The organism is Streptomyces altiplanensis (assembly GCF_053591575.1).
Genome location: NZ_JBSFUB010000001.1, coordinates 133,446 through 157,783, shown reverse-complemented (window position 1 = coordinate 157,783; position 24,338 = coordinate 133,446). Strand labels below are relative to the sequence as shown.

22 protein-coding genes, 5 tRNA genes and 1 pseudogene are annotated in these 24,338 nt (G+C 70.3%); 18 read left to right on the top strand and 10 right to left on the bottom strand.

Features of this window, described 5'->3' with window-relative positions:
• Window positions 1-24: 24 nt before the first annotated feature.
• The 6 genes from ACWD0Y_RS00750 to ACWD0Y_RS00725 all read right to left on the bottom strand — a co-directional run bounded on the left by ACWD0Y_RS00750 (window position 25) and on the right by ACWD0Y_RS00725 (window position 9,159).
• The gene (locus tag ACWD0Y_RS00750) at window positions 25-438 is read right to left on the bottom strand and encodes a roadblock/LC7 domain-containing protein (protein ID WP_037649449.1); all 414 of its coding nucleotides are present in this window, start codon (window positions 436-438) and stop codon (window positions 25-27) included.
• Window positions 439-448: 10 nt separating this feature from the next.
• On the bottom strand, window positions 449-3,598 hold the full coding sequence (locus ACWD0Y_RS00745) for a nitrate- and nitrite sensing domain-containing protein (protein WP_450258305.1): 3,150 nt from the start codon (window positions 3,596-3,598) through the stop codon (window positions 449-451).
• Between the two features lie 340 nt (window positions 3,599-3,938).
• Window positions 3,939-4,520 carry a GTP-binding protein gene (locus ACWD0Y_RS00740; RefSeq protein WP_450258304.1) on the bottom strand — a complete coding sequence of 194 codons (582 nt, stop codon included), beginning with the start codon at window positions 4,518-4,520 and terminating at the stop codon, window positions 3,939-3,941.
• Window positions 4,501-4,908: a DUF742 domain-containing protein gene (locus ACWD0Y_RS00735; RefSeq protein ID WP_344497308.1), complete on the bottom strand. Its 408-nt coding sequence runs from the start codon at window positions 4,906-4,908 to the stop codon at window positions 4,501-4,503. Before ACWD0Y_RS00735 ends, ACWD0Y_RS00740 begins: the two co-directional genes overlap by 20 nt.
• Window positions 4,909-5,025: 117 nt before the next feature.
• A complete protein-coding gene (locus tag ACWD0Y_RS00730; RefSeq protein WP_037649408.1) occupies window positions 5,026-5,439 on the bottom strand; it encodes a roadblock/LC7 domain-containing protein in 414 nt (137 codons plus the stop codon).
• A gap of 9 nt (window positions 5,440-5,448) precedes the next feature.
• On the bottom strand, window positions 5,449-9,159 hold the full coding sequence (locus ACWD0Y_RS00725; protein ID WP_450258303.1) for a nitrate- and nitrite sensing domain-containing protein: 3,711 nt from the start codon (window positions 9,157-9,159) through the stop codon (window positions 5,449-5,451).
• 579 nt (window positions 9,160-9,738) lie between these two features.
• On the opposite strand from ACWD0Y_RS00725, the gene ACWD0Y_RS00720 reads away from it, so the two are divergent.
• The 11 genes from ACWD0Y_RS00720 to ACWD0Y_RS00670 all read left to right on the top strand — a co-directional run bounded on the left by ACWD0Y_RS00720 (window position 9,739) and on the right by ACWD0Y_RS00670 (window position 14,897).
• Window positions 9,739-9,912, top strand: coding sequence for a hypothetical protein (locus tag ACWD0Y_RS00720; protein WP_093798846.1), 174 nt, complete (start codon window positions 9,739-9,741; stop codon window positions 9,910-9,912).
• Between the two features lie 98 nt (window positions 9,913-10,010).
• On the top strand, window positions 10,011-10,817 hold the full coding sequence (locus tag ACWD0Y_RS00715) for a fumarylacetoacetate hydrolase family protein (protein WP_093798845.1): 807 nt from the start codon (window positions 10,011-10,013) through the stop codon (window positions 10,815-10,817).
• The gene (gene gltX, locus ACWD0Y_RS00710; RefSeq protein ID WP_450258302.1) at window positions 10,810-12,285 is read left to right on the top strand and encodes a glutamate--tRNA ligase; all 1,476 of its coding nucleotides are present in this window, start codon (window positions 10,810-10,812) and stop codon (window positions 12,283-12,285) included. Before ACWD0Y_RS00715 ends, gltX begins: the two co-directional genes overlap by 8 nt.
• A gap of 172 nt (window positions 12,286-12,457) precedes the next feature.
• Window positions 12,458-13,177: an HAD family hydrolase gene (locus ACWD0Y_RS00705; RefSeq protein WP_450258301.1), complete on the top strand. Its 720-nt coding sequence runs from the start codon at window positions 12,458-12,460 to the stop codon at window positions 13,175-13,177.
• A gap of 87 nt (window positions 13,178-13,264) precedes the next feature.
• Window positions 13,265-13,336, top strand: a tRNA-Gln gene (locus ACWD0Y_RS00700).
• Between the two features lie 39 nt (window positions 13,337-13,375).
• Window positions 13,376-13,448: transfer RNA gene (locus ACWD0Y_RS00695), tRNA-Glu, on the top strand.
• Between the two features lie 63 nt (window positions 13,449-13,511).
• Window positions 13,512-13,584, top strand: a tRNA-Glu gene (locus tag ACWD0Y_RS00690).
• A 30-nt stretch (window positions 13,585-13,614) separates the two neighbouring features.
• Window positions 13,615-13,686 (top strand) — tRNA-Gln (locus tag ACWD0Y_RS00685).
• A gap of 23 nt (window positions 13,687-13,709) precedes the next feature.
• Window positions 13,710-13,782: transfer RNA gene (locus ACWD0Y_RS00680), tRNA-Glu, on the top strand.
• A 92-nt stretch (window positions 13,783-13,874) separates the two neighbouring features.
• Window positions 13,875-14,423 carry an STAS domain-containing protein gene (locus tag ACWD0Y_RS00675; RefSeq protein WP_450258300.1) on the top strand — a complete coding sequence of 183 codons (549 nt, stop codon included), beginning with the start codon at window positions 13,875-13,877 and terminating at the stop codon, window positions 14,421-14,423.
• Window positions 14,424-14,669: 246 nt separating this feature from the next.
• On the top strand, window positions 14,670-14,897 hold the full coding sequence (locus tag ACWD0Y_RS00670) for a hypothetical protein (RefSeq protein ID WP_450258299.1): 228 nt from the start codon (window positions 14,670-14,672) through the stop codon (window positions 14,895-14,897).
• A gap of 105 nt (window positions 14,898-15,002) precedes the next feature.
• Here ACWD0Y_RS00670 and ndgR read toward each other — a convergent pair whose 3' ends face one another.
• On the bottom strand, window positions 15,003-15,722 hold the full coding sequence (gene ndgR, locus ACWD0Y_RS00665) for an IclR family transcriptional regulator NdgR (protein WP_028813744.1): 720 nt from the start codon (window positions 15,720-15,722) through the stop codon (window positions 15,003-15,005).
• Between the two features lie 174 nt (window positions 15,723-15,896).
• Here ndgR and leuC point away from each other — a divergent pair, with 174 nt between their 5' ends.
• From leuC to ACWD0Y_RS00645, 4 genes are all read left to right on the top strand, one after another.
• Window positions 15,897-17,321, top strand: a complete 1,425-nt coding sequence (gene leuC, locus ACWD0Y_RS00660) for a 3-isopropylmalate dehydratase large subunit (protein ID WP_450258298.1) — start codon at window positions 15,897-15,899, stop codon at window positions 17,319-17,321.
• Between the two features lie 10 nt (window positions 17,322-17,331).
• Window positions 17,332-17,925, top strand: coding sequence for a 3-isopropylmalate dehydratase small subunit (leuD, locus tag ACWD0Y_RS00655; RefSeq protein WP_093803283.1), 594 nt, complete (start codon window positions 17,332-17,334; stop codon window positions 17,923-17,925).
• Between the two features lie 192 nt (window positions 17,926-18,117).
• Window positions 18,118-18,345, top strand: a complete 228-nt coding sequence (locus tag ACWD0Y_RS00650; protein WP_344499909.1) for an SCO5555 family protein — start codon at window positions 18,118-18,120, stop codon at window positions 18,343-18,345.
• Between the two features lie 144 nt (window positions 18,346-18,489).
• Entirely contained in the window at window positions 18,490-19,176 is a 687-nt protein-coding gene (locus ACWD0Y_RS00645; protein WP_450258297.1) for an HU family DNA-binding protein, read from the top strand.
• A gap of 344 nt (window positions 19,177-19,520) precedes the next feature.
• On the opposite strand, the pseudogene cofC reads toward ACWD0Y_RS00645, so the two are convergent.
• Window positions 19,521-20,192: pseudogene (gene cofC, locus ACWD0Y_RS00640) on the bottom strand (2-phospho-L-lactate guanylyltransferase); the annotation flags it as partial.
• 147 nt (window positions 20,193-20,339) lie between these two features.
• Here cofC and ACWD0Y_RS00635 point away from each other — a divergent pair.
• From ACWD0Y_RS00635 to ACWD0Y_RS00625, 3 genes are all read left to right on the top strand, one after another.
• Window positions 20,340-21,092 (top strand): lysophospholipid acyltransferase family protein, encoded by a 753-nt coding sequence (locus ACWD0Y_RS00635; protein ID WP_450258296.1) that lies wholly within the window; start codon window positions 20,340-20,342, stop codon window positions 21,090-21,092.
• Window positions 21,089-22,102 carry an NAD(P)H-dependent glycerol-3-phosphate dehydrogenase gene (locus tag ACWD0Y_RS00630; RefSeq protein WP_450258295.1) on the top strand — a complete coding sequence of 338 codons (1,014 nt, stop codon included), beginning with the start codon at window positions 21,089-21,091 and terminating at the stop codon, window positions 22,100-22,102. Before ACWD0Y_RS00635 ends, ACWD0Y_RS00630 begins: the two co-directional genes overlap by 4 nt.
• 147 nt (window positions 22,103-22,249) lie before the next feature.
• The gene (locus ACWD0Y_RS00625) at window positions 22,250-23,407 is read left to right on the top strand and encodes a D-alanine--D-alanine ligase family protein (protein ID WP_450258294.1); all 1,158 of its coding nucleotides are present in this window, start codon (window positions 22,250-22,252) and stop codon (window positions 23,405-23,407) included.
• Between the two features lie 22 nt (window positions 23,408-23,429).
• Here the strand turns inward: ACWD0Y_RS00625 and ACWD0Y_RS00620 are convergent, their stop codons facing one another.
• Together ACWD0Y_RS00620 and ACWD0Y_RS00615 are read right to left on the bottom strand one after the other, a co-directional pair.
• A complete protein-coding gene (locus ACWD0Y_RS00620; protein WP_450258293.1) occupies window positions 23,430-23,900 on the bottom strand; it encodes a DUF3515 domain-containing protein in 471 nt (156 codons plus the stop codon).
• Window positions 23,901-23,920: 20 nt separating this feature from the next.
• Window positions 23,921-24,154, bottom strand: coding sequence for an Lrp/AsnC family transcriptional regulator (locus ACWD0Y_RS00615; RefSeq protein ID WP_093798833.1), 234 nt, complete (start codon window positions 24,152-24,154; stop codon window positions 23,921-23,923).
• Window positions 24,155-24,338: the final 184 nt, after the last annotated feature.

Sequence of the window (24,338 nt, the reverse complement as noted above, 5' to 3'; positions counted from 1 at the left end):
CCGCCACAGCGCACTGTCTGTCTGTTAGTTGAGAAGACTTCCTTGCAGCTCGGCACGCAGGTCCGGGGTGAGGACACTGCCGGCCCTGTCCACCAGGAGGGCCATCTCGTAACCCACGAGGCCGATGTCGGCCTCCGGGTGGGCCAGCACGGCCAGCGAGGAGCCGTCCGAGATCGACATCAGGAAGAGGAAGCCGCGCTCCATCTCCACCACGGTCTGGTTGACCGCGCCGCCCTCGAAGATCCGGGAGGCACCCGCCGTCAGCGACGTCAGGCCGGAGGCCACGGCCGCCAGCTGGTCGGCGCGGTCCCGGGGGAAGCCCTCGGACATTGCCAGCAGGAGTCCGTCGGCGGAGACCACCACCGTGTGGGACACCCCGGGGGTGTTGTCCACGAAGTTGGTGATCAACCAGTTCAGATTCTGCGCCGCCTGGCTCATCGGGCTCACACTAACGCTCCTGGTTGTAGGTGTTGCCATGGCCACCGTGCTGATCGTAAGTGGCCGCTGTGTTCGTGTCCGTTCCCGCGTTCCGTCCCTGCTGGACGCCGCGGCGCAGGTTGCTCAACCTGCCCCGTACGTCCTCGGGAGCGCGGGAGACCTGGGGGCCGCCCTGCGGGGTCTGCTCCGCGGTTCCCTCGACCAGGTTGGCCTTGGGCACCCGCCGGGGGAGACCGGAGGAGGTGACTCCGCCCGCCTTGGGCTCACGGAGCTTCTCCGCCCGCTGCCAGCGCTCGTCGTTCGACGAACGCCACTCGTCGGTGCCGCCCTTCCCGTCCGCGCCCTGCTGCTGGGCCACGGCCGGCTGTTGCGCGGCTTCCTGCCCGGCGGACTGCCCGGCCGGCTCCCCGGTGGGCTGCCAGTGCTGCTGGCCGCCGCGCCGCGGAAGGCCCGCGTCGGTCAACTCGTGGGCGGGGGCCGGGGCGGTACCCGGACGGTCGAAGCCTACGCGTTCCCGGCCGTTCGCGGGAGCGTCCTGAGCAGATTCCGGTTCCGATCCGAATCCCTGTTCGTACGTACCGTTGTAGGAGCCCTGATCCTGCCAGTTCCCCTGGTGGGAAGCGGAATCGTACGCATCTTCGTACGCCGCCTGCGGTGCTGCGGGCTCCTGGTACTCGGCTTCCGGATACGCCTGGTAGGCCGGGTAGTCGTCATACCCCTGCTGGTCGTACGCCGGCTGCTGGGGCTGCTGCTCGTACTGCTGCTGCGGGTCCTCGTACGACGCCTGCTGCGGTACCTCGTCACGGAACAGCGGACGGTCGCCGGTGACCTGAGCCCCCAGCTGGGCACGCCGCTCCTCGCGCATCAGCGAGCGGCCCACCGGGTCCAGCTGCGTCTCGTCCGGCTCCTCGGAGCCGTAGCGCGAGTCGTCGAAGCCGAGTTCGGCCGCGGTGCGCATCGGGGCGCTCTCGAACGCCTGCTGCTGCTGCTCGGGAATGATCGAGGAGACCGTGAAGTCGTCCTGCGGCAGCGCGTCGCCACCGCCACCGTGGGTGATGGCGTCCGGCAGCATGACCAGCGACGTGGTGCCGGCCTGCTCGCCCGAGGGGCGCAGCTGGACGCGGATGCTGTGCCGGTCCGCGAGGCGGCCGACCACGAACAGGCCCATGCGCTGCGAGACGGTGGCGTCCACGGTCGGCGGGTTCGCCAGCTTGTGGTTGATGTCCGCGAAGTCCTCGGCGGTCAGACCGATGCCCTTGTCGTGGATCTCGATCATGACGCGGCCGTCGGGCAGCCGGGTCGCGGTGACGCGCACCTTCGTCTGCGGCGACGAGAACGTGGTGGCGTTCTCCAGCAGCTCCGCCAGCAGGTGCACGAGGTCGGTCACGGCCTGGCCGTGGATCTCCGAGTCCGGTACGCCGCTGAGCTCGATGCGCTCGTACGACTCCACCTCGGAAGAGGCCGCGCGGAGCACGTCGACCAGCGGGACCGGCTGGTTCCAGCGGCGGCCGGGCTCCTCGCCCGCGAGGATGAGGAGGTTCTCGCCGTTGCGGCGCATACGGGTCGCGAGGTGGTCCAGCTTGAAGAGGTTCTCCAGCTGGTCCGGGTCGGCCTCGTTGTTCTCCAGGTGCGTGATCAGGGTCAGCTGGCCCTCGATCAGGGACTGGTTGCGCTGCGAGAGGTTGGTGAAGATCGCGTTGACGTTGCCCCGCAGCATGGCCTGCTCGGCGGCGAGCCGGACGGCCTCGCGGTGCACCTGGTCGAAGGCGCGGGCGACCTCGCCGATCTCGTCGTGCGTGGTGATCGGGATCGGCTCCACGCGGGTGTCGACGCGGCCCGGCTCCGTACGGGAGAGCTGGTCGACCAGCATCGGCAGGCGCTGCTCGGCGATGCCGAAGGCGGCGGTCCGCAGCCGGCTCATCGCACTGCTCATCTGACGGGCCATCATGCCGGCCAGGAGGACCGAGGCGAGCAGCGCGATGATCACGACGAGACCGTTGACGATGGCGTCGGTCCTGGCGTCGGACGAGATCGTGGCGGCCTCGTTCACGGCCTTGTCGACGAGCTCGGTCTCGATCTCGCTGTAGCCCTCGAACTTGCCGGTGGCGGCGGCCATCCAGAACTCGGGCGTGACGCCCTTCTCCTTCAGACCGGCCGGCTTGCCCTTGCCGATCTGCTCGGCCATGCCGTCGAAGACCGAGCCGTCCTTGCTCGGCGGAGCCTTGAAGGGGACGCCGGCCTGGTCGGCCTGGTGCTTGGCGGCGGCGAGCTTCTTGGCGCCGTCCTCCGCTTTCTCCTTCATGACCCGCTCGAGCTTGTCGGTGTCCTCCTGCGTACCACCGGAGACGTACTCGCCGAGGGCGATCTGCTCCAGGTAGCTGTACGAGTTGAAGGCGACCGTCTGCTGCGCGAACTTCTCCGGGTCGCCGCTCGGGCGGACCAGGAGGTGTGTGCCGATGGAGCGCTGGAGCGACCCGGCGGCCTTGGCGAGCTGGATGGCGTAGACCGTACGGCCGTAGGCGGTGATGTTGCCGGTGCCCAGGCCGAGCTCGTTCGACAGCTCCATGAGGGAGTGCTGAACGGCGGTGTAGCCCTCTTCGGTCTTCACCGGATCGAAGGCCTGGGTGTACGCGGCCTTGCGCAGCGCGGGGAGCTTGGGCTCCTCCTTCGCGAAGAGGTCGAGGCGGCGTTCGAGACCCTGGCCCTCGGGGAGGTCCTTGGTGGCCGCGTGGAACTTCTTCGCGGCGGCGTCGGTCGTGGCGCGGACCTCGGTGACCTCGGAGCTGGTGCGCTTGCCCTGGAGGAGCGGGGCGGCGGTCAGGTCACGCTCGTTGAGCAGCGCCTGGCCGTACTCGGAGGCGGCGCGCACCAGGAGCGCGGTCTTCTCGGCGTCCTGGGCTTCCTGCCAGGTGTCGATCGACCCCTTGACCTGGAAGCCGCCCATGACGAGGCCGACCAGCACGGGTATGAGCAGGATCGCGTTCAGCTTGGTGGGCACGCGCCAGTTGCGCGGCGAAAACCGGCCGCTGCCGCCGCTGTCGCCGCTCGCGGGGGCGGCAGGGGCAGTGGGCGAGGCCGCGGGCGACGTCGCTGTTCGCGGCGGCGGGGTGAAGTTGCCCCGCGCCTGCTGCTGTGCGGAGCTCGTCTTGCTACGCCTCACTCGACCAACAACCTCTCGGCGCCGGCACCTACGCTGTGCCGTTTTTCTCGTTCAGGGCCGTACTACTCGGGAGTTCGACGAATTCCAGCACGGCAAGCGGCTGCCTTCCAAACAGCGAGAACCGGCCATTCCGAGTGGTGTAAGCCTCAGATAAAACGGTCAAAAAGAGCGAGCGGCGTCAAATGACGGGGCCGATGTGAGCGCAGCGGCACCGCACGAACGCGCGGGGTGGCCGTGGCGGGACAATTCTCTTTCGAAACGTTATGAACACCGGGGCGGAGAGTGTCGAAGGACACAGTCCGCCCCGGGCGCCGCTACGACAACTGCCGTATAGCACGGACTACTTGAGTCGCGCCATCAGGGCGTGCTCGACGAGCGTGATCAGCGCACTCTTGGCGTCCGCGCGGTGGCGGGCGTCGGTGGTGATGATCGGGGTGCCCGGTCCGATCTGCAGGGCCTCGCGCACCTCGTCGGGAGTGTACGGCTGGTGCCCCTCGAAGCCGTTGAGGGCGATGACGAACGGCAGCCCGCTGTTCTCGAAGTAGTCGACGGCCGGGAAGCAGTCGGCGAGACGGCGGGTGTCCACCAGCACCACGGCGCCGATCGCGCCGCGCACCAGGTCGTCCCACATGAACCAGAAGCGGTCCTGACCGGGCGTACCGAAGAGGTACAGGATCAGGTCCTGGTCCAGGGTGATGCGGCCGAAGTCCATGGCCACCGTGGTGGTGGTCTTGCCACCGGTGTGCGTGAGGTCGTCGATGCCGGCGCTCGCGCTGGTCATCACGGCCTCGGTGCGCAGCGGGTCGATCTCCGAGACGGCTCCGACGAACGTGGTCTTGCCCACGCCGAAGCCGCCCGCCACCACGATCTTCGCGGAAGTCGTGGCGCGGGCCGTCCCGCCGCTAGAGCTGGCGAAGTCCACTGAGCACCCTTTCCAGCAGCGTGACGTCCGGCGTGCCGCCGGCCTCTCCATTGCCCGGCTGGTGGATCGCCACCATGCCGGCCTCCGCCAGGTCGGCGACGAGGATCCGTGCGACGCCGAGCGGCATCGACAGCAGTGCCGACACCTCCGCCACCGACTTGACCTCACGGCACAGGTGGCAGATCCGCTGGTGCTCGGGGAGCAGCGTGGACAGGTGTGCGGGATCGGCGGTGGTGCTGACCAGTGCCTCGATGGCGAGCTGGTAGCGCGGCCGGGTCCGGCCGCCGGTCATCGCGTACGGACGTACCAGCGGCTGGTCGCCTTCGTGGTCGTACGACGCGTCGTAACGCGTCCCGTACGGATCACGAGAGGCGGGGGGCGGGGTCATGGATCGATCCTCCGGGCATGACAACAGGGGATGGGCCTGCGGTCTGACGGGGCCGGGGTGGGGGGCTGTGCGCGGCCTTTACGGTCTGTTCTCGGCAATACCTGCGGTGCGCGGTGTCTAGTGGAGGAGACTGCCCTGAAGCTCCGCACGGAGGTCCGGGGTGAGAACGCTGCCGGCCCGGTCGACCAGCAGCGCCATCTCGTAGCCGACGAGGCCGATGTCGCAGTCGGGGTGGGCGAGTACGGCCAGCGAGGAGCCGTCGGACACGGACATCAGGAAGAGGAAGCCGCGCTCCATCTCGACGACGGTCTGGGTCACAGCCCCGCCCTCGAAGATCCGGGACGCCCCCGCGGTCAGCGAGGTCAGGCCGGAGGCCACGGCCGCCAGCTGGTCGGCACGGTCGCGCGGGAAGCCTTCGGACATCGCCAGAAGGAGTCCGTCGGCGGAGACCACCACGGTGTGGGACACCCCTGGGGTGTTGTCCACGAAGTTGGTGATCAACCAGTTCAGGTTCTGGGCCGCCTGGCTCATCGGACTCAACTAACGCTCCTGCTGGTGAGTGGGGTCAATGGTGAAGCTGCCGGTCGTCGAGCCGTTGCTGCCGGCCTGGCGACCCTGCTGGATACCCCGACGAAGATTGGTCAGCCGGCCGCGTACGTCGTCAGGCGCACGCGAGACCTGCGGACCGGTCTGGTGGTTCTGCTGCTGCGCGGTGCCCGGCACCAGATTGGCACGCGGGACGCGACGCGGCAGACCCGAGGTCGTGACACCGCCGGCTGCGGGCTTCTTGACCCGCTCGGCCTGCTTTACGAGTTCGTCGTTCGGCGAGGTGCGCCAGGCGGCGCCGTTGGTGGCGTTCGTACCGTTGGTGGTGCTGCTCGCGGCACCCGTGTCGCGCGCCTGGGCGCGCTGCGGCATCGGAGGGGTGGCGGCGTGCGCGGCAGAGGACTGCTGCGCCGGCCGCCCGGACTGCTGCTGGGGCTGCTGGGGCACGGCGGGCGCCTGCTGCTGCTCGCCCTGCTGGAACCAGTTCGACTCGAGCGTGTCGAAGAGCGGCGTACGTTCGTCGCTGGGTCCGGGGGCGGGCGGCAGCTCGTGCTGCGGCTGCTGCGGAGGCAGGCTCGCGACGGGCGGACGCGGCGCTGCGCCGGGGTTCGCGGGGTTCCCCGCGTTCTCGCGGCCGTGCCGGCGCGGCGCCACCGGGCCGAGGCCCTGGGGCCCGCCCTGGCCCGGGTGCTGACCCTGGCCGTGCGGCTGGATCTGGCCGCCGTAGCCCGCCGGGCCGGTCTGCTGCGGGGCGCCGAAGTCCGGTGCGGCGAACTGCGCGGTGGACGCGGGGTCCTGCGGAGCCTGGAGCTCGGGCCGCTGGTACTGGCCGGCCGGGCCGCTGCCCTGCGGGGCGTTCGCCCCGGGCCCGGCGAACTGGCTTGTGGACGCGGGGTCCTGCGCACCGCGGGCACCGGGACGCTCGTACTGCCCCGTCGCCTGCTGGTTCACGGGACCGCGTACGTCGGAACGCTCGAACAGGCCCGTGGAGGCGGGCGGCGGTCCGTCGAAGTCCGGCCGCTGGAACTCGGCGGTCGAGCCGGGACCCTGCCGGTCCGCGGCCTCCTCGTGACCACGCGGCTGGTCGGTGCCCCAGCTGGTGGTCTGCGGACGCGCCGGACGCTGCGGGGCGGCGGAGCCGGGCAGTTCGGCACGCTGGCCCTGGCCGCCACGGGACGGCGGCTGCGGCTGCTGCTGCGCACCGCCCCCCTGGCCGCCCTGGGCGGGGTCGCTCTTCTGGAAGGCGTTCTGACGTACGCCGGGACGCTCGCGGTTGCCGGCCTGCCGGCTGCCGCCGAAGGCACCGGAAAGACCGCCGCCCTGACCGGACCGGCCCGGAGCGGAGCCGGGCTGCTGGCCCTGGCCCCCGTCGCGCGCGGGCAGCGCCGCACGCGGACCGGAGCCCGCGGCCTGGCCGCGCGCGCCACCGGAACCGGCGGGCAGCCGTCCCGCCGGGGCGGAGCCACCGGCGAGACCGGGACGGGCGCCGCCGGCCGGCCCACGGCCACCGGGGCCGGAGGGCACCTGCGGCTGGGCCGCCGCGCCGGTCTTGGTCGGAGCCTGCTTGCCGCCCTGGGCGACATCGACGGGCAGCATGACCAGCGCGGTCGTGCCACCGGAGTCGGAGGGACGCAGCTGGATGCGGATGCCGTGCCGCAGGGACAGGCGGCCGACCACGAACAGACCCATGCGGCGCGAGACCGAGACGTCCACGGTGGGCGGCGAGGCGAGCCGCTCGTTGATCGCGGCGAGGTCCTCCGGCGACAGGCCGATACCGGTGTCGTGGATCTCGACGAGCACCCGCCCGTCGGGCAGCGCGTGACCGGTGACGCGGACCTTGGTCTGCGGAGAGGAGAACGACGTGGCGTTCTCCAGCAGCTCGGCGAGGAGGTGCACGAGGTCGTTGACGACGCGTCCCGCGACCTCGGTGCCCGGCACCGAGGACAGCTCGATGCGCTCGTACTGCTCCACCTCGGACGCGGCGGCACGCAGGACGTCGACGAGCGGCACGGGCCGGGTCCAGCGGCGGCCGGGCTCTTCACCGGCGAGAACGAGCAGGTTCTCGCCGTTGCGGCGCATGCGGGTCGCGAGGTGGTCGAGCTTGAAGAGCGAGGAAAGCTGGTCCGGGTCGGCCTCGCGCGACTCCAGCTCGGAGATGAGCGAGAGCTGACGCTGGATGAGGCCCTGCGAACGCCGCGACAGGTTGGTGAACATCGCGTTGACGTTGCCTCGCAGCAGTGCCTGCTCGGCGGCGAGGCGGACGGCCTCGCGGTGCACGTCGTCGAAGGCCGCGGCCACCTTGCCGATCTCGTCGCGCGAGTGCACGCCGACGGACTCCACGGACGTGTCGACGTCCTGCGGGTCGGCCTCGGAGAGCTGCTTGACGAGCTCGGGGAGACGGTCCTGGGCGACCCGGGTGGCGGTGTCCTGGAGCCGGCGCAGCGAGCGGATCATGGAGCGGGCCACGACGAACGCGCCGACGAGCGAGACACCGAGGACGAGCAGGATCAGCGCACCGTTGAGGATGGCGTCCTGCTGCGACTCGTCGCGCAGCTCACGAGCCTTCTGCTCCATCTCGTTGAGGAGCGTGGTCTCGATCTGCTTCATGGCCTGGATCTTGTTGGAGTCCGCGTCCGTCCAGTCCATGTACGAACGCGGGAGCTCACGCCTGAGCCCGCCCGACGTCTGCAGAATCCGGTGCGCGTACTTGTCGGCGGCCTCGATGTCGGGCTTGCCGGTGTCCAGCGGCGCGGTCAGTTCCTCGGCGTCGCCCACGTAGACGGAGGCGAACGAATTGCGCGCCGCGTCCTCGCTCTCCATCGCGGACTTGGCGAAGAGACGGTCGCCCTCGTTGAGCTTGCCCGTCTCCCGGTTGTTGGCCGGCAGCGCCGCGGCGATGATCGCGCGCTGGATGGAGGCGTACTCCTTGGCGGAGGAGAAGGCCGCCAGGGCGCGCGTCCGCTTGATCATCTCCGGGTTGGAGGTGGCCTGCGCCATGTCCTGGGAGAGGCTCAGCAGCGAGGTGATCAGCTGGCTGTAGTTGTTGACCGTCTGCGAGTTGGACGTCTTCTGGTACGCGTCCTCGCGGATCTGGCGGATGGAGTTCAGCCGGCCGGCGATGTCCCGGAGGCTGACGCGGATGCTCCGGAGGCTCTCGTCGCCTTCCGTCTCGATGTTGTTCGTACCGGCGATGAACGCGTCCCTGGCCCGGTCGGTCTTGTCCCGGGGGCCCTTCACCTTGAAGTCGGCGGGGCTGGTGCCGTTGGCGAGCGGACCGGCCGACTTGTCGCGCTCCTCCTGGAGCGCGGCGGCGAGCTCGGTCGCCTGCTTGGTCATGTCGGTCAGCAGCTGCATGTGCTCCAGCTGCTCCATGTCGTTCATGGACTCGTTGATGCGCAGACCGCCGAGCGTGGTCGCCGCGACCACCGGCAGGGCCAGCAGGGAGACCAGACGGGTGCTGATGCGCCAGTTGCGCAGGGCTATTCGCGAGCCCGTGGAAGTGGGCTCCTTGGCTCTCACGGGAGCCGCCTGAGCCGCCTGCTCACCGCCGCCCTTGGCCGCGGTGCGCGCGCCGCGCTCGCGGCCACCGTCGCCGGCCGCGGCCGACGCGTGCTTCTGGGCGTGCTGGGGCGAGGATCCGCGGTCGGTCCCGCGCGGCTCCTGCTCCGCCGCAGCGCTGCCATCCCTCTTGAAACGTCCCTGCACTAGCGTCGCAACCTCTGGACCAGGCGTTCCTCCGCGTGAACGGCGGAACGGTGTCGAGTCGTGGGGCACCGAACGGCCCCATGGGTGGTCGTGAGTGACCGGCGCTTCTCCCCTTCCCGCCGCCACTCGGCGCTGCGTTGTGCGCCCTGCGCGCCGGCTGGAATCTCGCGGCGGTCCGGGGAATTCCAGCACAGTGCCGGATCTCCAACAAGGCCCGCGTGTCGGGCCGCGGCCGGCGTGACACGGCGTGAGGGATGCGTGACAAGGTGTAGAAACAGTTCGGGTCTAAAAGGGACGAAAGGGAGTGAGTCGCTTAGGGGTGGGGGGTGTCCCAGTCCTGATGATCAGGAGCGGAATGATGCCTTCAGTGGCGCAATGTCCGTTTCCTCGGTCCGGAAATCCCGCCCGAAATGATCGATATGCCTGGCATCTCGTGAGGAAACTCACACGCTGTTCTCGTCTGCTTCACATCTTTGACGGGGAAGCGGGTGTTTAGCCTGACGCTTTGCAGGGATGGCGAATCCGACAATCACCGCGCCCGGCCGACGGGCGCCCCTACCGACAAGGCTTGAACAGCAGATGAACACCACGACGATGTTCCGCAGCACCGCCAACCCGCGCCGCACCACGCTGGCGCACCTCGAGGACGCCACGGACCTGCAGACGGCCGAGCGGCCGGAGCACCCCGTCGAGCTCCCCTCCGAGACCGCCAACCCGCGCCGGACCATCCTCATGGAAGCCCCCGCCGCCTAGCCGGACGCGGCGGCGACACGGGAGGCGGGACCCCTCGGCCGCGTTAGCCTGGAGCGTCAGTCTCCGGCCAGCCAGCAAGTAAGGGGCGGCAGCATCCCGTGCGCATCGCCAGGTTCTCCATCGACGGCAATGTCGCCTTCGGCGCGGTTGAGGGTCCCAGCGCCCCAGGCGCAGAGGCAGACCTCGTCCTCGACATCATCAAGGGCATCCCGTACGCCGACTTCGAGCTCTCCGGCGTCAAGGTCCCGCTGAGCAAGGTCCGGCTCCTGCCGCCCGTGCTCCCCAGCAAGGTCGTGGCCGTCGGCCGCAACTACGCGGAGCACGCGGCGGAGCTGGGCAACGCCGTCTTCGACGATCAAGGCCGTCCGGACGCGCCCCTCACCTTCTTCAAGCCGTCCACCTCGGTGACCGGCCCGGGTGACGACATCGCGTACCCCTCCTTCTCCAGCGAGCTGCACCACGAGGCCGAACTGGCCGTGGTCATCGGCCGCATGTGCCGTGAGGTCCCGCGTGAGCGCGTCAAGGACGTCGTCCTCGGCTACACCTGCGCCAACGACGTCACCGCACGCGACGTCCAGCAGCGCGAGAAGCAGTGGGCCAGGGCCAAGGGCTTCGACACCTCGTGCCCGCTCGGCCCCTGGGTGGAGACCGATCTCGACCCCGGCGATCTCGCCATCCAGTGCACGGTCAACGGCCGGCAGCGCCAGCTCGGACGCACGAGCGACATGATCCGCTCCGTCGAGGACCTGGTCGTGCACATCTCCGAGGCCATGACGCTGCTCCCGGGCGACGTCATCCTCACGGGGACCCCGGCCGGAGTCGGACCCCTGAACGTCGGCGACGAAGTCGCCGTCACCATCGAAGGCATCGGCACTCTCACCAACAAGGTGATCAAGCGTGGCTAGCGCACCCGTACGTGTACGTTTCTGTCCCTCGCCGACCGGCAACCCCCACGTGGGCCTGGTCCGCACCGCCCTGTTCAACTGGGCGTTCGCCCGGCACAACGGCGGCACGATGGTCTTCCGCATCGAGGACACCGACGCCGCCCGCGACTCCGAGGAGTCGTACCACCAGCTGCTCGACTCGCTGCGCTGGCTGGGCCTCGACTGGGACGAGGGCCCCGAGGCCGGCGGCCCGCACGCCCCGTACCGCCAGTCGCAGCGGATGGACATCTACAAGGACGTCGCCCAGAAGCTCATGGCGGGCGGTTACGCGTACGAGTGCTTCTGCACCGCCCTGGAGCTGGAGGTCCGCCGCGACGCCGCCCGCGCGGCCGGCAAGCCGTCCGGCTACGACGGCACCTGCCGCAACCTCAGCGCCGAGCGCATCGAGCGGTACAAGGCCGAGGGCCGCGAGGCCATCGTGCGCTTCCGGATGCCCGACGAGCCGATCACCTTCACGGACCTGGTCCGCGGCGAGCTGACCTTCAACCCGGACAACGTCCCGGACTACGGCATCGTCCGCGCCAACGGCGCCCCCCTCTACACGCTCGTCAACCCGGTCGACGACGCGCTGATGGAGATCACCCACGTCCTGCGCGGCGAGGACCTGCTGTCCTCCACCCCGCGCCAGATCGCGCTCTACAAGGCGCTGATCGAGCTGGGCGTCGCCAAGGAGATCCCGCAGTTCGGGCACCTCCCGTACGTCATGGGCGAGGGCAACAAGAAGCTCTCCAAGCGCGACCCCGAGGCGTCCCTCAACCTCTACCGCGAGCGCGGCTTCCTCCCCGCGGGCCTGCTGAACTACCTCTCCCTCCTCGGCTGGTCCATCGCCGAGGACCGCGACATCTTCACGATCGAGGAGATGGTCGCCGCCTTCGACGTCAAGGACGTCAACGCCAATCCGGCGCGCTTCGACCTGAAGAAGTGCGAGCACATCAACGCGGAACACCTGCGCAAGCTGTCGGTGGAGGAGTTCATCGCGGCCTGCGAGCCGTGGCTGAAGGCGCCGTACGCCAACTGGAAGCCCGAGTCCTTCGACCGGGCGGCCTTCGAGGCGATCGCCCCGCATGCCCAGACCCGCGTGACGGTCCTCTCCGACATCACCGCCAACGTCGACTTCCTCTTCCTCGACGAGCCGGTCGAGGACGAGGCGTCGTGGGCGAAGGCGATGAAGGGCGAGCCGGTTCCGCTCCTCACCACCGCCCGCGCCAACCTCGAAGCGGCCGACTGGACCAGCCCCGAGTCCCTCAAGGAGGCCGTCCTGGCCGCCGGCGAGGCCCACGGCCTGAAGCTCGGCAAGGCCCAGGCCCCGGTCCGCGTCGCGGTCACCGGCCGCACGGTCGGCCTGCCGCTCTTCGAGTCCCTGGAGATCCTGGGCAAGGAGAAGACCCTGGCCCGTATCGACGCGGCCCTGGCGAAGCTCACCGCGTAAGCACGGCCCGTACGCGCGAAGGGGCCCGGAAGCCGCACCGGCTTCCGGGCCCTTCGCATGCCGTCGGGGCGTGCCGGTTCGCGCCGTGGTCCGGGGCATCGGCGCGGTGTTCTTCGCCAGGGGGCCCGCCGAACCCCCGGCCGGGGACGGGCGCCGCGGGTACCGTCGGAGCATGCCGATTCGCGCCGTGGTCTGGGACATCGACGACACGATCTTCGACTACGCGAGCGCCGACACCGCAGGCATGCGTGATCACCTCGCGGCCGAGGGCCTGCTGGACGGGTGCGACTCCGTCGACCAGGCCCTCGACCGCTGGCGCGCGCTCACCGAGCTCCACTGGGCGCGGTTCGCCGCCGGTGAGGCCGGTTTCGAGGAGCAGCGGCGCGACCGCGTCCGGTCCTTCCTCGGCACGCCGCTGAGCGACGACGCGGCGGACGAGTGGTTCCTGCGGTACGTCGCCCACTACGAGGCCGCCTGGAAGCTGTTCCCCGACACCGTCCCGGCGCTGGACGTCCTGGCGGACGACTACCGCCACGCCGTGCTGTCCAATTCCAGCATCCACAACCAGGACCGCAAGCTGCGGATCCTCGGTGTGCGCGACCGCTTCGAGGAGCTGCTGTGCGCCGCTGAGCTGGGCTTTTCCAAGCCCGCGGCCGAGGCGTTCCACGCGGCCTGCGACGCGCTCGGCCTGCCCCCGCACGAAGTGGCGTACGTCGGCGACCAGCCCGACATCGACGCCCGGGGCGCCGACGCCGCCGGCCTGGCGGGCATCTGGCTCGACCGCGGCGGAGTCGGCGGCCGCCCGGAGCTCGTCCGGATCACCGGCCTTGAGCAGCTACCTGGCCTGTTGCGGGGCGATACCCGTTTTGGAGCGCCGTCCACCTTCGGGTAATGTTCTTTCTGCGCCGCCCGAGAGGGCCGAAAGGTCCGGCCGGGAAGCGCAAACCAAACAAACCCCCACCAGGGGGTTGAGTTTTGGTGGGCTATGGTGTAATTGGCAGCACGACGGTTTCTGGTTCCGTTAGTCTAGGTTCGAGTCCTGGTAGCCCAGCTCGCAGGAGCTGTTGAAGTACATGCAGCAGTCTGCAAGGCCCCCGTTGTGTAGCGGCCTAGCACGCCGCCCTCTCAAGGCGGTAGCGCCGGTTCGAATCCGGTCGGGGGTACAGATCCTTTCTTTCCATCGCCTTCGGGTCGCTCCCGGATGCGATGACGCGAGGATCGCTAGGGCCCCCGTTGTGTAGCGGCCTAGCACGCCGCCCTCTCAAGGCGGTAGCGCCGGTTCGAATCCGGTCGGGGGTACTGTTTAAACCGCATTGGTCTAAACCACCATGGGCTATGGTGTAATTGGCAGCACGAGGGTTTCTGGTTCCCTTAGTCTAGGTTCGAGTCCTGGTAGCCCAGCTCGCAGAGCTCGTTTCTGCAAGGCCCCCGTTGTGTAGCGGCCTAGCACGCCGCCCTCTCAAGGCGGTAGCGCCGGTTCGAATCCGGTCGGGGGTACGTACGAAGAAGGCCTTCCGCACTGCGCGGGGGGCCTTCTCGCATGCCGGTTGTCCGGACGGGCGGACCGGGTCCGTGCGGAGCACTGCGCTGTGCCGCGCACCGCGCAGCCTTCGCACCCGCCCACCCGAGGAGCGCCGGCCCTGGAACCCCTGGTAGGCACCGCGGAGTTATGCGTCGTCCGGACCCGCCGGCCGGACGGGCTCCGCATCGAAGGTGCCGTGGACGCCCAGGGCCACCGGCACCTCCGCACCGCCCTGGAAGTGGTCGAGCAGGTCGACGGGGACATCCAACTCGGCCTGTCGCGGCTGGAGTTCCTCGATCTCGGCGGGCTGCGGCTGCTGATGGCGTTCGCCCGGTCACGTGCTGCGGGAAGCCAGGTGGAGCTGGTGGGTCCCGCTTCGCATCTGCGTGAAGTGATCTCGCTGGCCGGCTGGGACGAGACCCCCTGCTTCGGCCGCAGACCCGTGGAGCGCGTCTCCTCGGTCCTGCGCCACGTGAACCGCCGCGAGGTGCCGGGCCGGCGGACCCGGATCATCGCCGAGCCCCTGTGGGCGGGCACGTCCGCCCGCCGGATCGCGGAGTGGAAGCGCATGGAGTCCGGGCTGAACGTGCTGCTCGCGGACGCCGACCTTGGATGATCTGTCCGTACGACACCAGGACGGTCCCCGAGGACGTCGCCACGGCCGCCCGGGCCACCCGCCCGGGCCACTCGCCCGGGGCACGTGGCCGGGGCGGAGATCCTGCCCTGTGCGGCGTACGTCGATCCGGACGCGTACGCGGCAGCGCCGCGGCGGCCGGCCTCGCGGGGCGCGCCTGGCGATGGCCGAGATCGTCGCCGGCGAAGCGCTGGCCTGCCTGTTCGACCACGGGCGGCAGGTGCGGAGGTGTGCGCCTGGGAGGAGCCCGGCATCGTCGCCTGGGACCTGTTCGTCACCGGACCGGCGGTCCCGGCCCCGGCGGCCCGGGCGGGGCTCGCGCCGCCCGGTGTGCGGGCCGGGCCGTTCGACGGGCTGTGGCTGATGCGCAGCCTCTGTGAATCGGTGGAGATCCGCACGGTGGACGCCAGGCTGCGGCTGCGGTACTGCGGGAAGAACGACGCCGAGCGCGTCTGAGCGGGGCGGCGCACCGGCCCGCTCACAGGTCCTCGGCCGCCCCGGTCTCCCCCCGGCCGGGCCCTCGGCCGCCCCCGGTCTCCCCCGACCAGGCCCCTGCGGCCCTCAGCCGCCCGAGCGGCGCAGTGCCTCCGAGAGGCGCGCTGCCGAGTCGATGACCGCCTGGGCGTGCATCCGGCCCGGGTGGCGGGTCAGCCGCTCGATCGGTCCGGAGACCGAGACGGCCGCGACCACGCGGTTGGACGGGCCGCGCACCGGCGCCGACACCGACGCCACGCCCGGCTCGCGCTCGCCGATCGACTGGGCCCAGCCCCGGCGGCGTACACCGGACAGGGCGGTCGCCGTGAAGCGGGCGCCCTGGAGGCCGCGGTGCAGGCGCTCCGGCTCCTCCCAGGCCATCAGGATCTGGGCGGACGAGCCCGCCTTCATGGTGAGCGTGGAGCCCACCGGGACGGTGTCCCGCAGTCCGGACAGCCGCTCCGCCGCGGCGACACAGATCCGCATGTCGCCCTGGCGGCGGTAGAGCTGGGCGCTCTCGCCGGTCACGTCGCGCAGGTGCGTGAGCACGGGGCCCGCCGTGGCCAGCAGCCGGTCCTCGCCCGCCGCGGCGGACAGTTCCGACAGCCGCGGGCCCAGGATGAACCGGCCCTGCATGTCCCTCGCCACCATCCGGTGGTGTTCCAGTGCCACGGCGAGCCGGTGTGCCGTGGGTCGTGCGAGCCCGGTCGCCGCGACCAGCCCGGCGAGGGTGGCCGGACCGGACTCCAGAGCGCTCAGTACCAGAGCTGCCTTGTCGAGAACGCCGACGCCGCTAGAGTTGTCCATGCGTCGATACTCGCGTCTCACTCTGTGAAACGCAAGTTCAATTTTTCCGGGAACTTGCGAATCTGGGGGGGAGGCCGCACAACGGCCCGCAGTCACCGCCCCGTACGGGGGTCGAGGCGAGGGCGATCCGAATCTCTAGATGGGCCGGCGAAGACGCCGGCCGAAGGGAAAGCGATGGGTAGGACACTTGCGGAGAAGGTCTGGGACGACCATGTCGTCAGGCGCGCCGAGGGCGAGCCGGACCTCCTCTTCATCGATCTGCACCTGCTGCACGAGGTGACCAGCCCGCAGGCCTTCGACGGCCTCCGCAAGAGCGGCCGCCAGGTGCGGCGGCTCGACCTCACCATCGCCACCGAGGACCACAACACCCCGACCCTCGACATCGACAAGCCGATCGCGGACCCGGTCTCCCGGGTACAGCTGGAGACGCTGCGCAAGAACTGCGCGGAGTTCGGCGTACGGCTGCACCCGCTCGGCGACGTCGAGCAGGGCGTCGTCCACGTGGTGGGACCGCAGCTGGGCCTGACCCAGCCCGGCACCACCGTGGTCTGCGGCGACAGCCACACCTCCACGCACGGCGCGTTCGGCGCGCTGGCCTTCGGCATCGGTACGTCGCAGGTGGAGCACGTCCTGGCCACCCAGACGCTGCCGATGGCGCCCCCGAAGACCATGGCGATCACGGTCGAGGGCGAACTGCCCGCCGACGTAACCGCCAAGGACCTGATCCTGGCGATCATCGCGAAGATCGGCACCGGCGGCGGTCAGGGTTACGTGCTCGAATACCGCGGCTCCGCCATCGAGAAGCTCTCGATGGAGGCCCGGATGACCATCTGCAACATGTCGATCGAGGCCGGCGCGCGCGCGGGCATGATCGCCCCCGACAAGACCACCTTCGACTACCTCCAGGGCCGTGCGCACGCCCCGCAGGGCAAGGACTGGGACGCCGCCGTCGCCTACTGGCAGACGCTGCGCACCGACGACGACGCCGTCTTCGACGCGGAGGTCGTCATCGACGCCGCCGCACTGGCGCCGTTCGTCACCTGGGGCACCAACCCGGGCCAGGGCGCGCCGCTGTCGGCGAACGTCCCCGACCCTGCTTCGTACGAGGACCCTTCGGAGCGCTTCGCCGCCGAAAAGGCCCTGGAGTACATGGGGTTGACCGCGGGGCAGCCGCTGCGCGACATCAAGGTCGACACCGTCTTCGTAGGTTCGTGCACCAACGGCCGCATCGAGGACCTGCGGGCCGCGGCCGCGCTGATGGACGGCCGCAAAGTCGCCGACGGCGTACGGATGCTGATCGTCCCGGGCTCCGTGCGGGTCGCGCTCCAGGCCATCGAGGAGGGTCTGGACAAGGTGTTCACCGCCGCCGGGGCCGAATGGCGGCACGCGGGCTGCTCGATGTGCCTGGGCATGAACCCCGACCAGCTGGCCCCCGGTGAGCGCTCCGCGTCCACCTCCAACCGCAACTTCGAGGGCAGGCAGGGCAAGGGCGGCCGCACCCACCTGGTGTCGCCGCAGGTGGCCGCCGCGACGGCGGTGCTGGGCCACCTGGCCGCGCCCGTCGACCTGTCCGACGTTCCGACGCTCGTGGAGGCCTGATCACATGGCCATGGAAGCTTTCACCGCACACACCGGCCGGGCCGTTCCGCTGCGCCGCAGCAACGTCGACACCGACCAGATCATCCCGGCCCACTGGCTGAAGAAGGTCACCCGCGACGGCTTCGAGGACGGGCTCTTCGAGGCCTGGCGCAAGGACCCGGAGTTCGTCCTCAACCGTCCCGAGCGGGAAGGTGCCACGGTTCTGGTGGCGGGCCCCGACTTCGGCACCGGATCCTCCCGCGAGCACGCCGTGTGGGCCCTGCAGAACTACGGCTTCAAGGCCGTGATCTCGTCGCGGTTCGCGGACATCTTCCGCGGCAACTCGCTCAAGAACGGCCTGCTGACCGTCGTACTGGACCAGAAGGTCGTCGACGCGCTCTGGGACCTCGTCGAAGCGGACCCCGCGGCCGAGATCACCGTGGACCTCCAGGACCGCCAGGTGCGGGCCGAAGGCATTACGGCTGATTTTGAGCTTGACGAGAACGCCCGCTGGAGGTTGCTGAACGGTCTGGACGACATCAGCATCACCCTCCAGAACGAGCCCGACATCGCGGCTTACGAGGCCCGCAGGCCGTCGTTCAAGCCGAGCACGGTGCAGGTCTGACACCTTCCCGTCACTCTGTTGCCCCCCGCCGTCCACGGCGGGGGGCAACAGCACGTTTCGGCCCCAACTCCCGTGGTAGAAGCCGGACATGGGGTGGGTGCGGATCATGGCTGCGGGGCCTTCTGGAGGCTCTAATTCCACTAGTTGCCCCCGCCGGAGGCGACAACTCGCCCCAGATGGCACAATCGGTGCATGGAACGCGACAGCCAACTCGAGCTCTACGAGGCGGTCGCGGACCGGTTGAAAGAAGCACACACAGCGGTGCGCACACTGCAAGTCCCGGAGGGCGTACGGATGGCGCTGACCCGGAAGCTGCTGGTCATAACGGCCGCGGCGAAACACGATCTCGCCGGTGCGGCAAGACGCCTGGACAGGTTGATGAAGGACCTCGACGAGGGTCGATTCCCTGAAGGTGACTGAGACCTGTGGAACTCCCGCAAGGTCTACTTCGTTGCGGCACTAGGGTGATTAGCCCGTTTCGTGTTTGATTTGCGGTATATATCTGCCTAACGTGCGAAAAAGCTTGAACACATTCGTTCTGGCAATGTCTCCGAAGGGGAAGACGTGAACAAGGCGCAGCTCGTAGAAGCGATTGCAGACAAGGTCGGCGGCCGTCAGCAGGCCGCGGACGCGGTCGACGCGGTACTCGACGCGATCGTCCGCGCAGTGGTCGCCGGCGACCGTGTTTCGGTCACCGGCTTCGGATCGTTCGAGAAGGTCGACCGTCCGGCCCGTTACGCCCGCAACCCGCAGACGGGCGAGCGGGTGCGGGTCAAGAAGACCTCGGTTCCGCGCTTCCGCGCCGGTCAGGGCTTCAAGGACCTGGTCAGCGGTTCGAAGAAGCTCCCCAAGGGCGGCGAGGTCGCCGTCAAGAAGGCCCCCAAGGGCAGCCTTTCGGGTCCTCCCCCCACCATCGCCAAGTCCGCGACCAAGAAGGCCGCCACCAAGAGGGCGTCCGCCGCGGCGAAGAAGACCGCCCCCGCGAAGAAGGCCACGGGCGCCGCGAAGAAGACCACCGCGACGGCGAAGAAGGCCACCCCGGCCAAGAAGGCCACGGGCGCCGCGAAGAAGACCACCGCGACGGCGAAGAAGGCCACCCCGGCCAAGAAGGCCACGGGCACCGCCAAGAAGGCCACGCCCGCGGCCGCCAAGAAGACCGCGCCGGCCAAGAAGGCCACCGCGAAGAAGGCGCCCGCCAAGAAGGCCACGGCGCGCAAGACCACCGCCAAGAAGACCGCTGCCGGGAAGTAGGAGCAGCAGAGCAAGGACTCACGCGCCGGGCCGGGCTCCCTACGGGGAGCCCGGCCCGCGGTGTGTCCCGGGGGCGCGCCGGGCCGGGCTCGGGGGCCCCGGCGGTCCGGGGGCCGTCAGAACGTCTGCAGGGTCACCAGGGTGATGCGCAGCGCCGCTCCCTCGCCGTCCCCCTCGATACGCACCCGCTGCCCGGGACGCAGCAGCCGCAGGCCCCCCGCGTCGAAGGCCTTGGCGTCGAAGTCCACCGGGGTGCCGTCGTCGAGCAGCACACTGCCGCTGCGGGTCTCGGAGTCGTACGTGTACGCGGTCGCCTGCATGACCGCAGCGTATCGGCCGGTGACCGCCGCGCTCAGCCGGGCCGTGCGCGGGCCCACGCCGAGTGTCACGGCCGCCCGCAGATCGTCGCCCGTGTCCACGTCCCGGCGTACGGAATCGACTCCGGCGAGAGGTATTTCCCGGGCCCCGGATGCCGAATGGCGGGCGCGCGAAGGGCCGCCGAAGAACGGCGACAATTCCACCCCCGGCGCGGCGGAAAGCAGTGTTGTGCCGATTCCGGCCGCGTCCGACAGAAATGCGCGCGGAAATGCGGCGGCATATTCGAGCACCTGCTGCAATTCGGCGGGCCGCAGGGCCGGCAGATCGGCATTCAGTGCCGCGACGGCGGCGCGGGGCCGCAGCGCCCGTACCGCGCGCGCCCCGTGCGCCAGCGCCGCGTTGAGGCCCGCCGCCGGGGTGTCCGGCGCGATGCGCGCACCGAGGGCGGCCAGGGCGGCGCCCGCGGGGGCGTCGTCCGTGACGACCACCACATCCCGTACGGCGGAGCAGGCCAGCGCGGCGGCCACGGTGTCCTCGGCGAAGGCCAGGGCGAGCCGCCGGCGCAACGTGTCGCCCGCCGTGGGAGAGAGCCTGCTCTTGGCCAGCGACAGGGGTTTCAGGGGGACGACCAGGGACCAGAAGGCGGTCGGGAGCGTGTTCAGTGGCCTGCCCTCCGTCCAGTGCGCGTCGGCCCCCATTGTGGCCTGCGCGTACGGCGGGCAGGGGCTCCGGGGCCCTGTCCGGGGCGTACGGTGTTCTCGACAGACAGGGGACCTGGAGCGACACTTGTGCGGCTGACCAGGCGCATACGTACAAGCAGCCCGGTCTTAGAGGAAGGTGTCCGAGTGTCCCGCCGCAGAATCGGCTTCTGGTACCGCTTGGCGGCGGTCATCGCCAAACCGCCGCTGGTGGTGCTGTTCAAGCGGGACTGGCGAGGAATGGAGAACATTCCGGCCGAGGGCGGATTCATCACCGCGGTCAATCACAACTCGTACCTGGACCCGCTCTCCTACGGGCACTTCCAGTACAACACCGGACGCGTTCCGCGGCTGCTGGCCAAGGCGGCCCTCTTCAAGACCCCCTTCGTCGGCATGATGCTGCGCGGTACGGGCCAGATCCCCGTCTACCGCGAGACCACCAACGCACTCGACGCCTTCCGCGCGGCGGTCGCCGCCATCGAGCGCGGCGAATGCGTCGCCTTCTATCCCGAAGGCACGCTCACCCGCGACCCCGACATGTGGCCGATGGCGGGAAAGACCGGAGCGGCGCGCGTGGCCCTCATGACGAAGGCCCCCGTCATCCCGGTCGCCCAGTGGGGCGCCAACTTGGCGATGCCGCCGTACGCCAAGGAGAACAGGTTCCAGCTCTTCCCGCGCAAGACGCTTCAGGTGCAGGCGGGTCCGCCGGTCGACCTGGACCGGTTCTACGACAAGGAACCGACGCCCGAGCTGCTGCGCGAGGCGACCGAGACCATCATGTCCGCCATCACCCAGCAGCTCGCCGAGCTGCGCGGCGAGCCCGTGCCCGCCGAGCCGTACGACCATCGCAGGGCCCGCGCGCAGCAGCGCCGAAAGGCCGAGGGAGAGAGCGCAAAGTGACACGCCAGCCGGTCAGGGCGGCCGTATTCGGAACAGGCTCCTGGGGCACGGCCTTCGGCATGGTGCTGGCCGACGCGGGCTGTGAGGTGACCCTCTGGGGCCGCCGCTCCGAAGTCGCCGACGCCATCAACAACGGCCGCACGAACCCCGACTATTTCCCGGGCGTCGAGCTGCCCGGCGCGATGCGCGCCACCACCGACCCGGCCGAGGCCGCCGAGGGCGCCGACTTCACGGTGCTCGCCGTCCCCTCGCAGACGCTGCGCGCCAACCTCGCCGCGTGGGCGCCGCTGCTGCCCGCCGACACCGTCCTCGTCTCCCTCATGAAGGGCGTCGAACTCGGCACCGCCAAGCGGATGAGCGAGGTGATCGAGGAGGTCGCCAAGGCGCCGGCCGAGAGGGTCGCGGTGGTCACAGGACCCAACCTCGCCAAGGAGATCGTGGCCAGGATGCCCGCCGCCGCGGTCGTCGCCTGCCGCGACGAATCGGTGGCCACCCGGCTCCAGTCCGTCTGCCACACCCCGTACTTCCGCCCGTACACCAACACCGACGTCGTCGGCTGCGAACTCGGCGGCGCGGTCAAGAACGTCATCGGCCTCGCCGTCGGCATCGCGGACGGCATGGGCCTGGGCGACAACGCCAAGGGCTCGCTCATCACCCGCGGCCTCGCCGAAACGACCCGCCTGGGCCTGGCGATGGGAGCCGACCCGCTGACCTTCGCCGGTCTCGCCGGCCTCGGGGACCTGGTCGCCACCTGCTCGTCGCCGCTCTCGCGCAACCACACCTTCGGCACCAACCTCGGCCGCGGAATGACGCTCGGAGAGACCATCGCGGTCACCAAGCAGACCGCGGAGGGCGTCAAATCGTGCGAGTCGGTGGCCGATCTGGCCCGCCGCCACGGCGTCGACATGCCGATCACGGACACGGTCGTCGACATCGTCCACCACGGGAAGCCGCCGATCGTGGCACTGAAGGAGCTGATGTCACGCAGCGCCAAGCCCGAGCGCCGCTGACCCCTTCTCCCGGCACCTCTCGCGCCGCTTCGCGGGCTTCGAGGCGCCGCGGCGGCCTGCGGCCACCGGTCCCGGGGGGGCCGGGCAGCACGCCGCGTCGCGCCCGCACTCCCCGGCACCGGATGTGCACGGTAGTCTCAACCCGATATGAGCAGCGAGAACCTCCCCCAGAGCCCTGCGCAGGAGTCCCGCAAGCCGCGGGTGGCCGTCGTCTTCGGCGGTCGCAGCTCCGAGCACGCCATCTCGGTCGTCACGGCCGGCGCCGTACTGCGGTCCATCGACCGGGAGAAGTACGACGTACTGCCGATCGGCATCACGACGGACGGCCGCTGGGCGCTGACCGCCGACGAGCCCGACCGGATGGCCATCGCCGACCGGACGCTGCCGAGCGTCGAGAACCTCGCCGAGTCGACCGAGGGCGGCGTGGTGCTCTCGGTCGACCCGAGCAGCCGCGAAGTCGTCTACAGCGAGCCGGGCTCGGTGCCCAAGGCGCTGGGCGAGGTCGACGTGGTCTTCCCCATGCTGCACGGCCCGTACGGCGAGGACGGCACCCTCCAGGGCCTCCTGGAGCTCTCCGGTGTCCCGTACGTCGGCTCCGGTGTGCTCGCCTCGGCCGTCGGCCAGGACAAGGAGTACATGAAGCGGGTGTTCCTCTCCTTCGGGCTGCCGGTCGGCCCGTACGAGGTCATCCGTCCCCGGGAGTGGGAAAACGATCCTTCCGCCGCCCGCAAGAAGATCGTCGACTTCGCCGGCGAGCACGGCTGGCCGCTCTTCGTGAAGCCCGCCCGCGGCGGCTCCTCGATGGGCATCACCAAGGTGGACGACCTGTCCGGCCTCGACGCGGCGATCGAGGAGGCGCAGCGCCACGACCCCAAGATCCTCGTCGAGTCGCTGCTGCGCGGCCGCGAGATCGAGTGCGGTGTGCTGGAGTTCGAGGACGGGCCGCGCGCGAGCGTGCCCGCCGAGATCCCGCCCGTCACGGCCCACGACTTCTACGACTTCGAGGCGAAGTACATCGACTCGGCGGCCGGTCTGGTGCCCGCGCCGCTGACCGAGGAGCAGACCGCCGAGGTGCGGCGGCTCGCGGTCGAGGCGTTCGACGCCGCGTCCTGCGAAGGTCTCGTACGGGCCGACTTCTTCCTGCTCGACAGCGGCGAGTTCGTCATCAACGAGATCAACACGATGCCGGGCTTCACGCCGATCTCCATGTACCCGCGGATGTGGCAGGAGACCGGGGTGTCCTACCCGGAGCTCGTCGACCGGCTGATCCAGGCCGCCCTGCGCCGCCCGACGGGACTGCGCTGACGACGGGGGCCGGGCGGCAGCGCTAGAGGCTGTCCGGCACCGTCTTCTCCACCGGCCCCGCGAAGGCCGCCAACGGCGTGACGTCGTGGGCGTACTTCGCGGGGAACGTGACTTCGACGTACGCCTCGCGGTACGTGGTGGTGAACCGCGGGCCGCCGTCCTCCTGCCGTTCCAGCATCCAGTTGACGCCGTCCGCCTCCACCCCCTGCGCCTGCGGATCGCTCATCTTCTCCGGCCGGGGGACGCCGCAGCGCAGTACGATCGCCGGATCCCCCCATACGGCGGTGAGGTCCGACTCCGGGTCGGCGGTGCGCCGCTCCTGCCCGTCGACGGTCTCGGGCAGCTCACGGTGCAGCGCCCGGCACACCTCGGCCTCTCGCGAGGACGGGGCGGGAACCGGGACCGCCACGGCACCGTCCGTGAAGGAGCAGCCGGATGCGGCAAGCAGCAGGGCGGCGGACGACAGCGACAGCAGCCGGCGGGAAGTGGTCACCGGCCAAGGGTAGACGGGGGCTAGAGGTGCACGACCGGGCAGGTCAGCGTGCGGGTGATGCCGTCCACTTGCTGGATCTTGGCGACCACCATGCGGCCGAGTTCGTCCACGGTGTCGGCCTGCGCGCGCACGATCACGTCGTAGGGTCCGGTCACGTCCTCGGCCTGGATCACTCCCGGAATCTTGCCGATGAGGTCGGCGACGGTCGACGCCTTGCCCACCTCGGTCTGAATGAGGATGTACGCCTGTACCACGGAACCTCCAGGGCGGCCACGAGGATCATGTGGGGGGAAAGAGACGCCACCGTATCGCGTCGTCGCGGGCAGCGGGGAGACCTGCGCGGCCGTCGTCGTCCGGCGCGTGGCGTACGGAGATCAGAAGTTGACGTATGTGTTGACGGTACCTACAGCAGTGATGGCTCGCGACCGCAAGCGCACT

Coding starts and splice junctions, on each gene's coding strand:
- ACWD0Y_RS00750 (WP_037649449.1), bottom strand. CDS start 438: ATGAGCCAGGCGGCGCAGAATCTGAACTGGTTGATCACCAACTTCGTG.
- ACWD0Y_RS00735 (WP_344497308.1), bottom strand. CDS start 4,908: ATGACCCCGCCCCCCGCCTCTCGTGATCCGTACGGGACGCGTTACGAC.
- ACWD0Y_RS00730 (WP_037649408.1), bottom strand. CDS start 5,439: ATGAGCCAGGCGGCCCAGAACCTGAACTGGTTGATCACCAACTTCGTG.
- ACWD0Y_RS00720 (WP_093798846.1), top strand. CDS start 9,739: ATGAACACCACGACGATGTTCCGCAGCACCGCCAACCCGCGCCGCACC.
- ACWD0Y_RS00705 (WP_450258301.1), top strand. CDS start 12,458: ATGCCGATTCGCGCCGTGGTCTGGGACATCGACGACACGATCTTCGAC.
- ndgR (WP_028813744.1), bottom strand. CDS start 15,722: ATGGACAACTCTAGCGGCGTCGGCGTTCTCGACAAGGCAGCTCTGGTA.
- leuC (WP_450258298.1), top strand. CDS start 15,897: ATGGGTAGGACACTTGCGGAGAAGGTCTGGGACGACCATGTCGTCAGG.
- leuD (WP_093803283.1), top strand. CDS start 17,332: ATGGAAGCTTTCACCGCACACACCGGCCGGGCCGTTCCGCTGCGCCGC.
- ACWD0Y_RS00650 (WP_344499909.1), top strand. CDS start 18,118: ATGGAACGCGACAGCCAACTCGAGCTCTACGAGGCGGTCGCGGACCGG.
- ACWD0Y_RS00625 (WP_450258294.1), top strand. CDS start 22,250: ATGAGCAGCGAGAACCTCCCCCAGAGCCCTGCGCAGGAGTCCCGCAAG.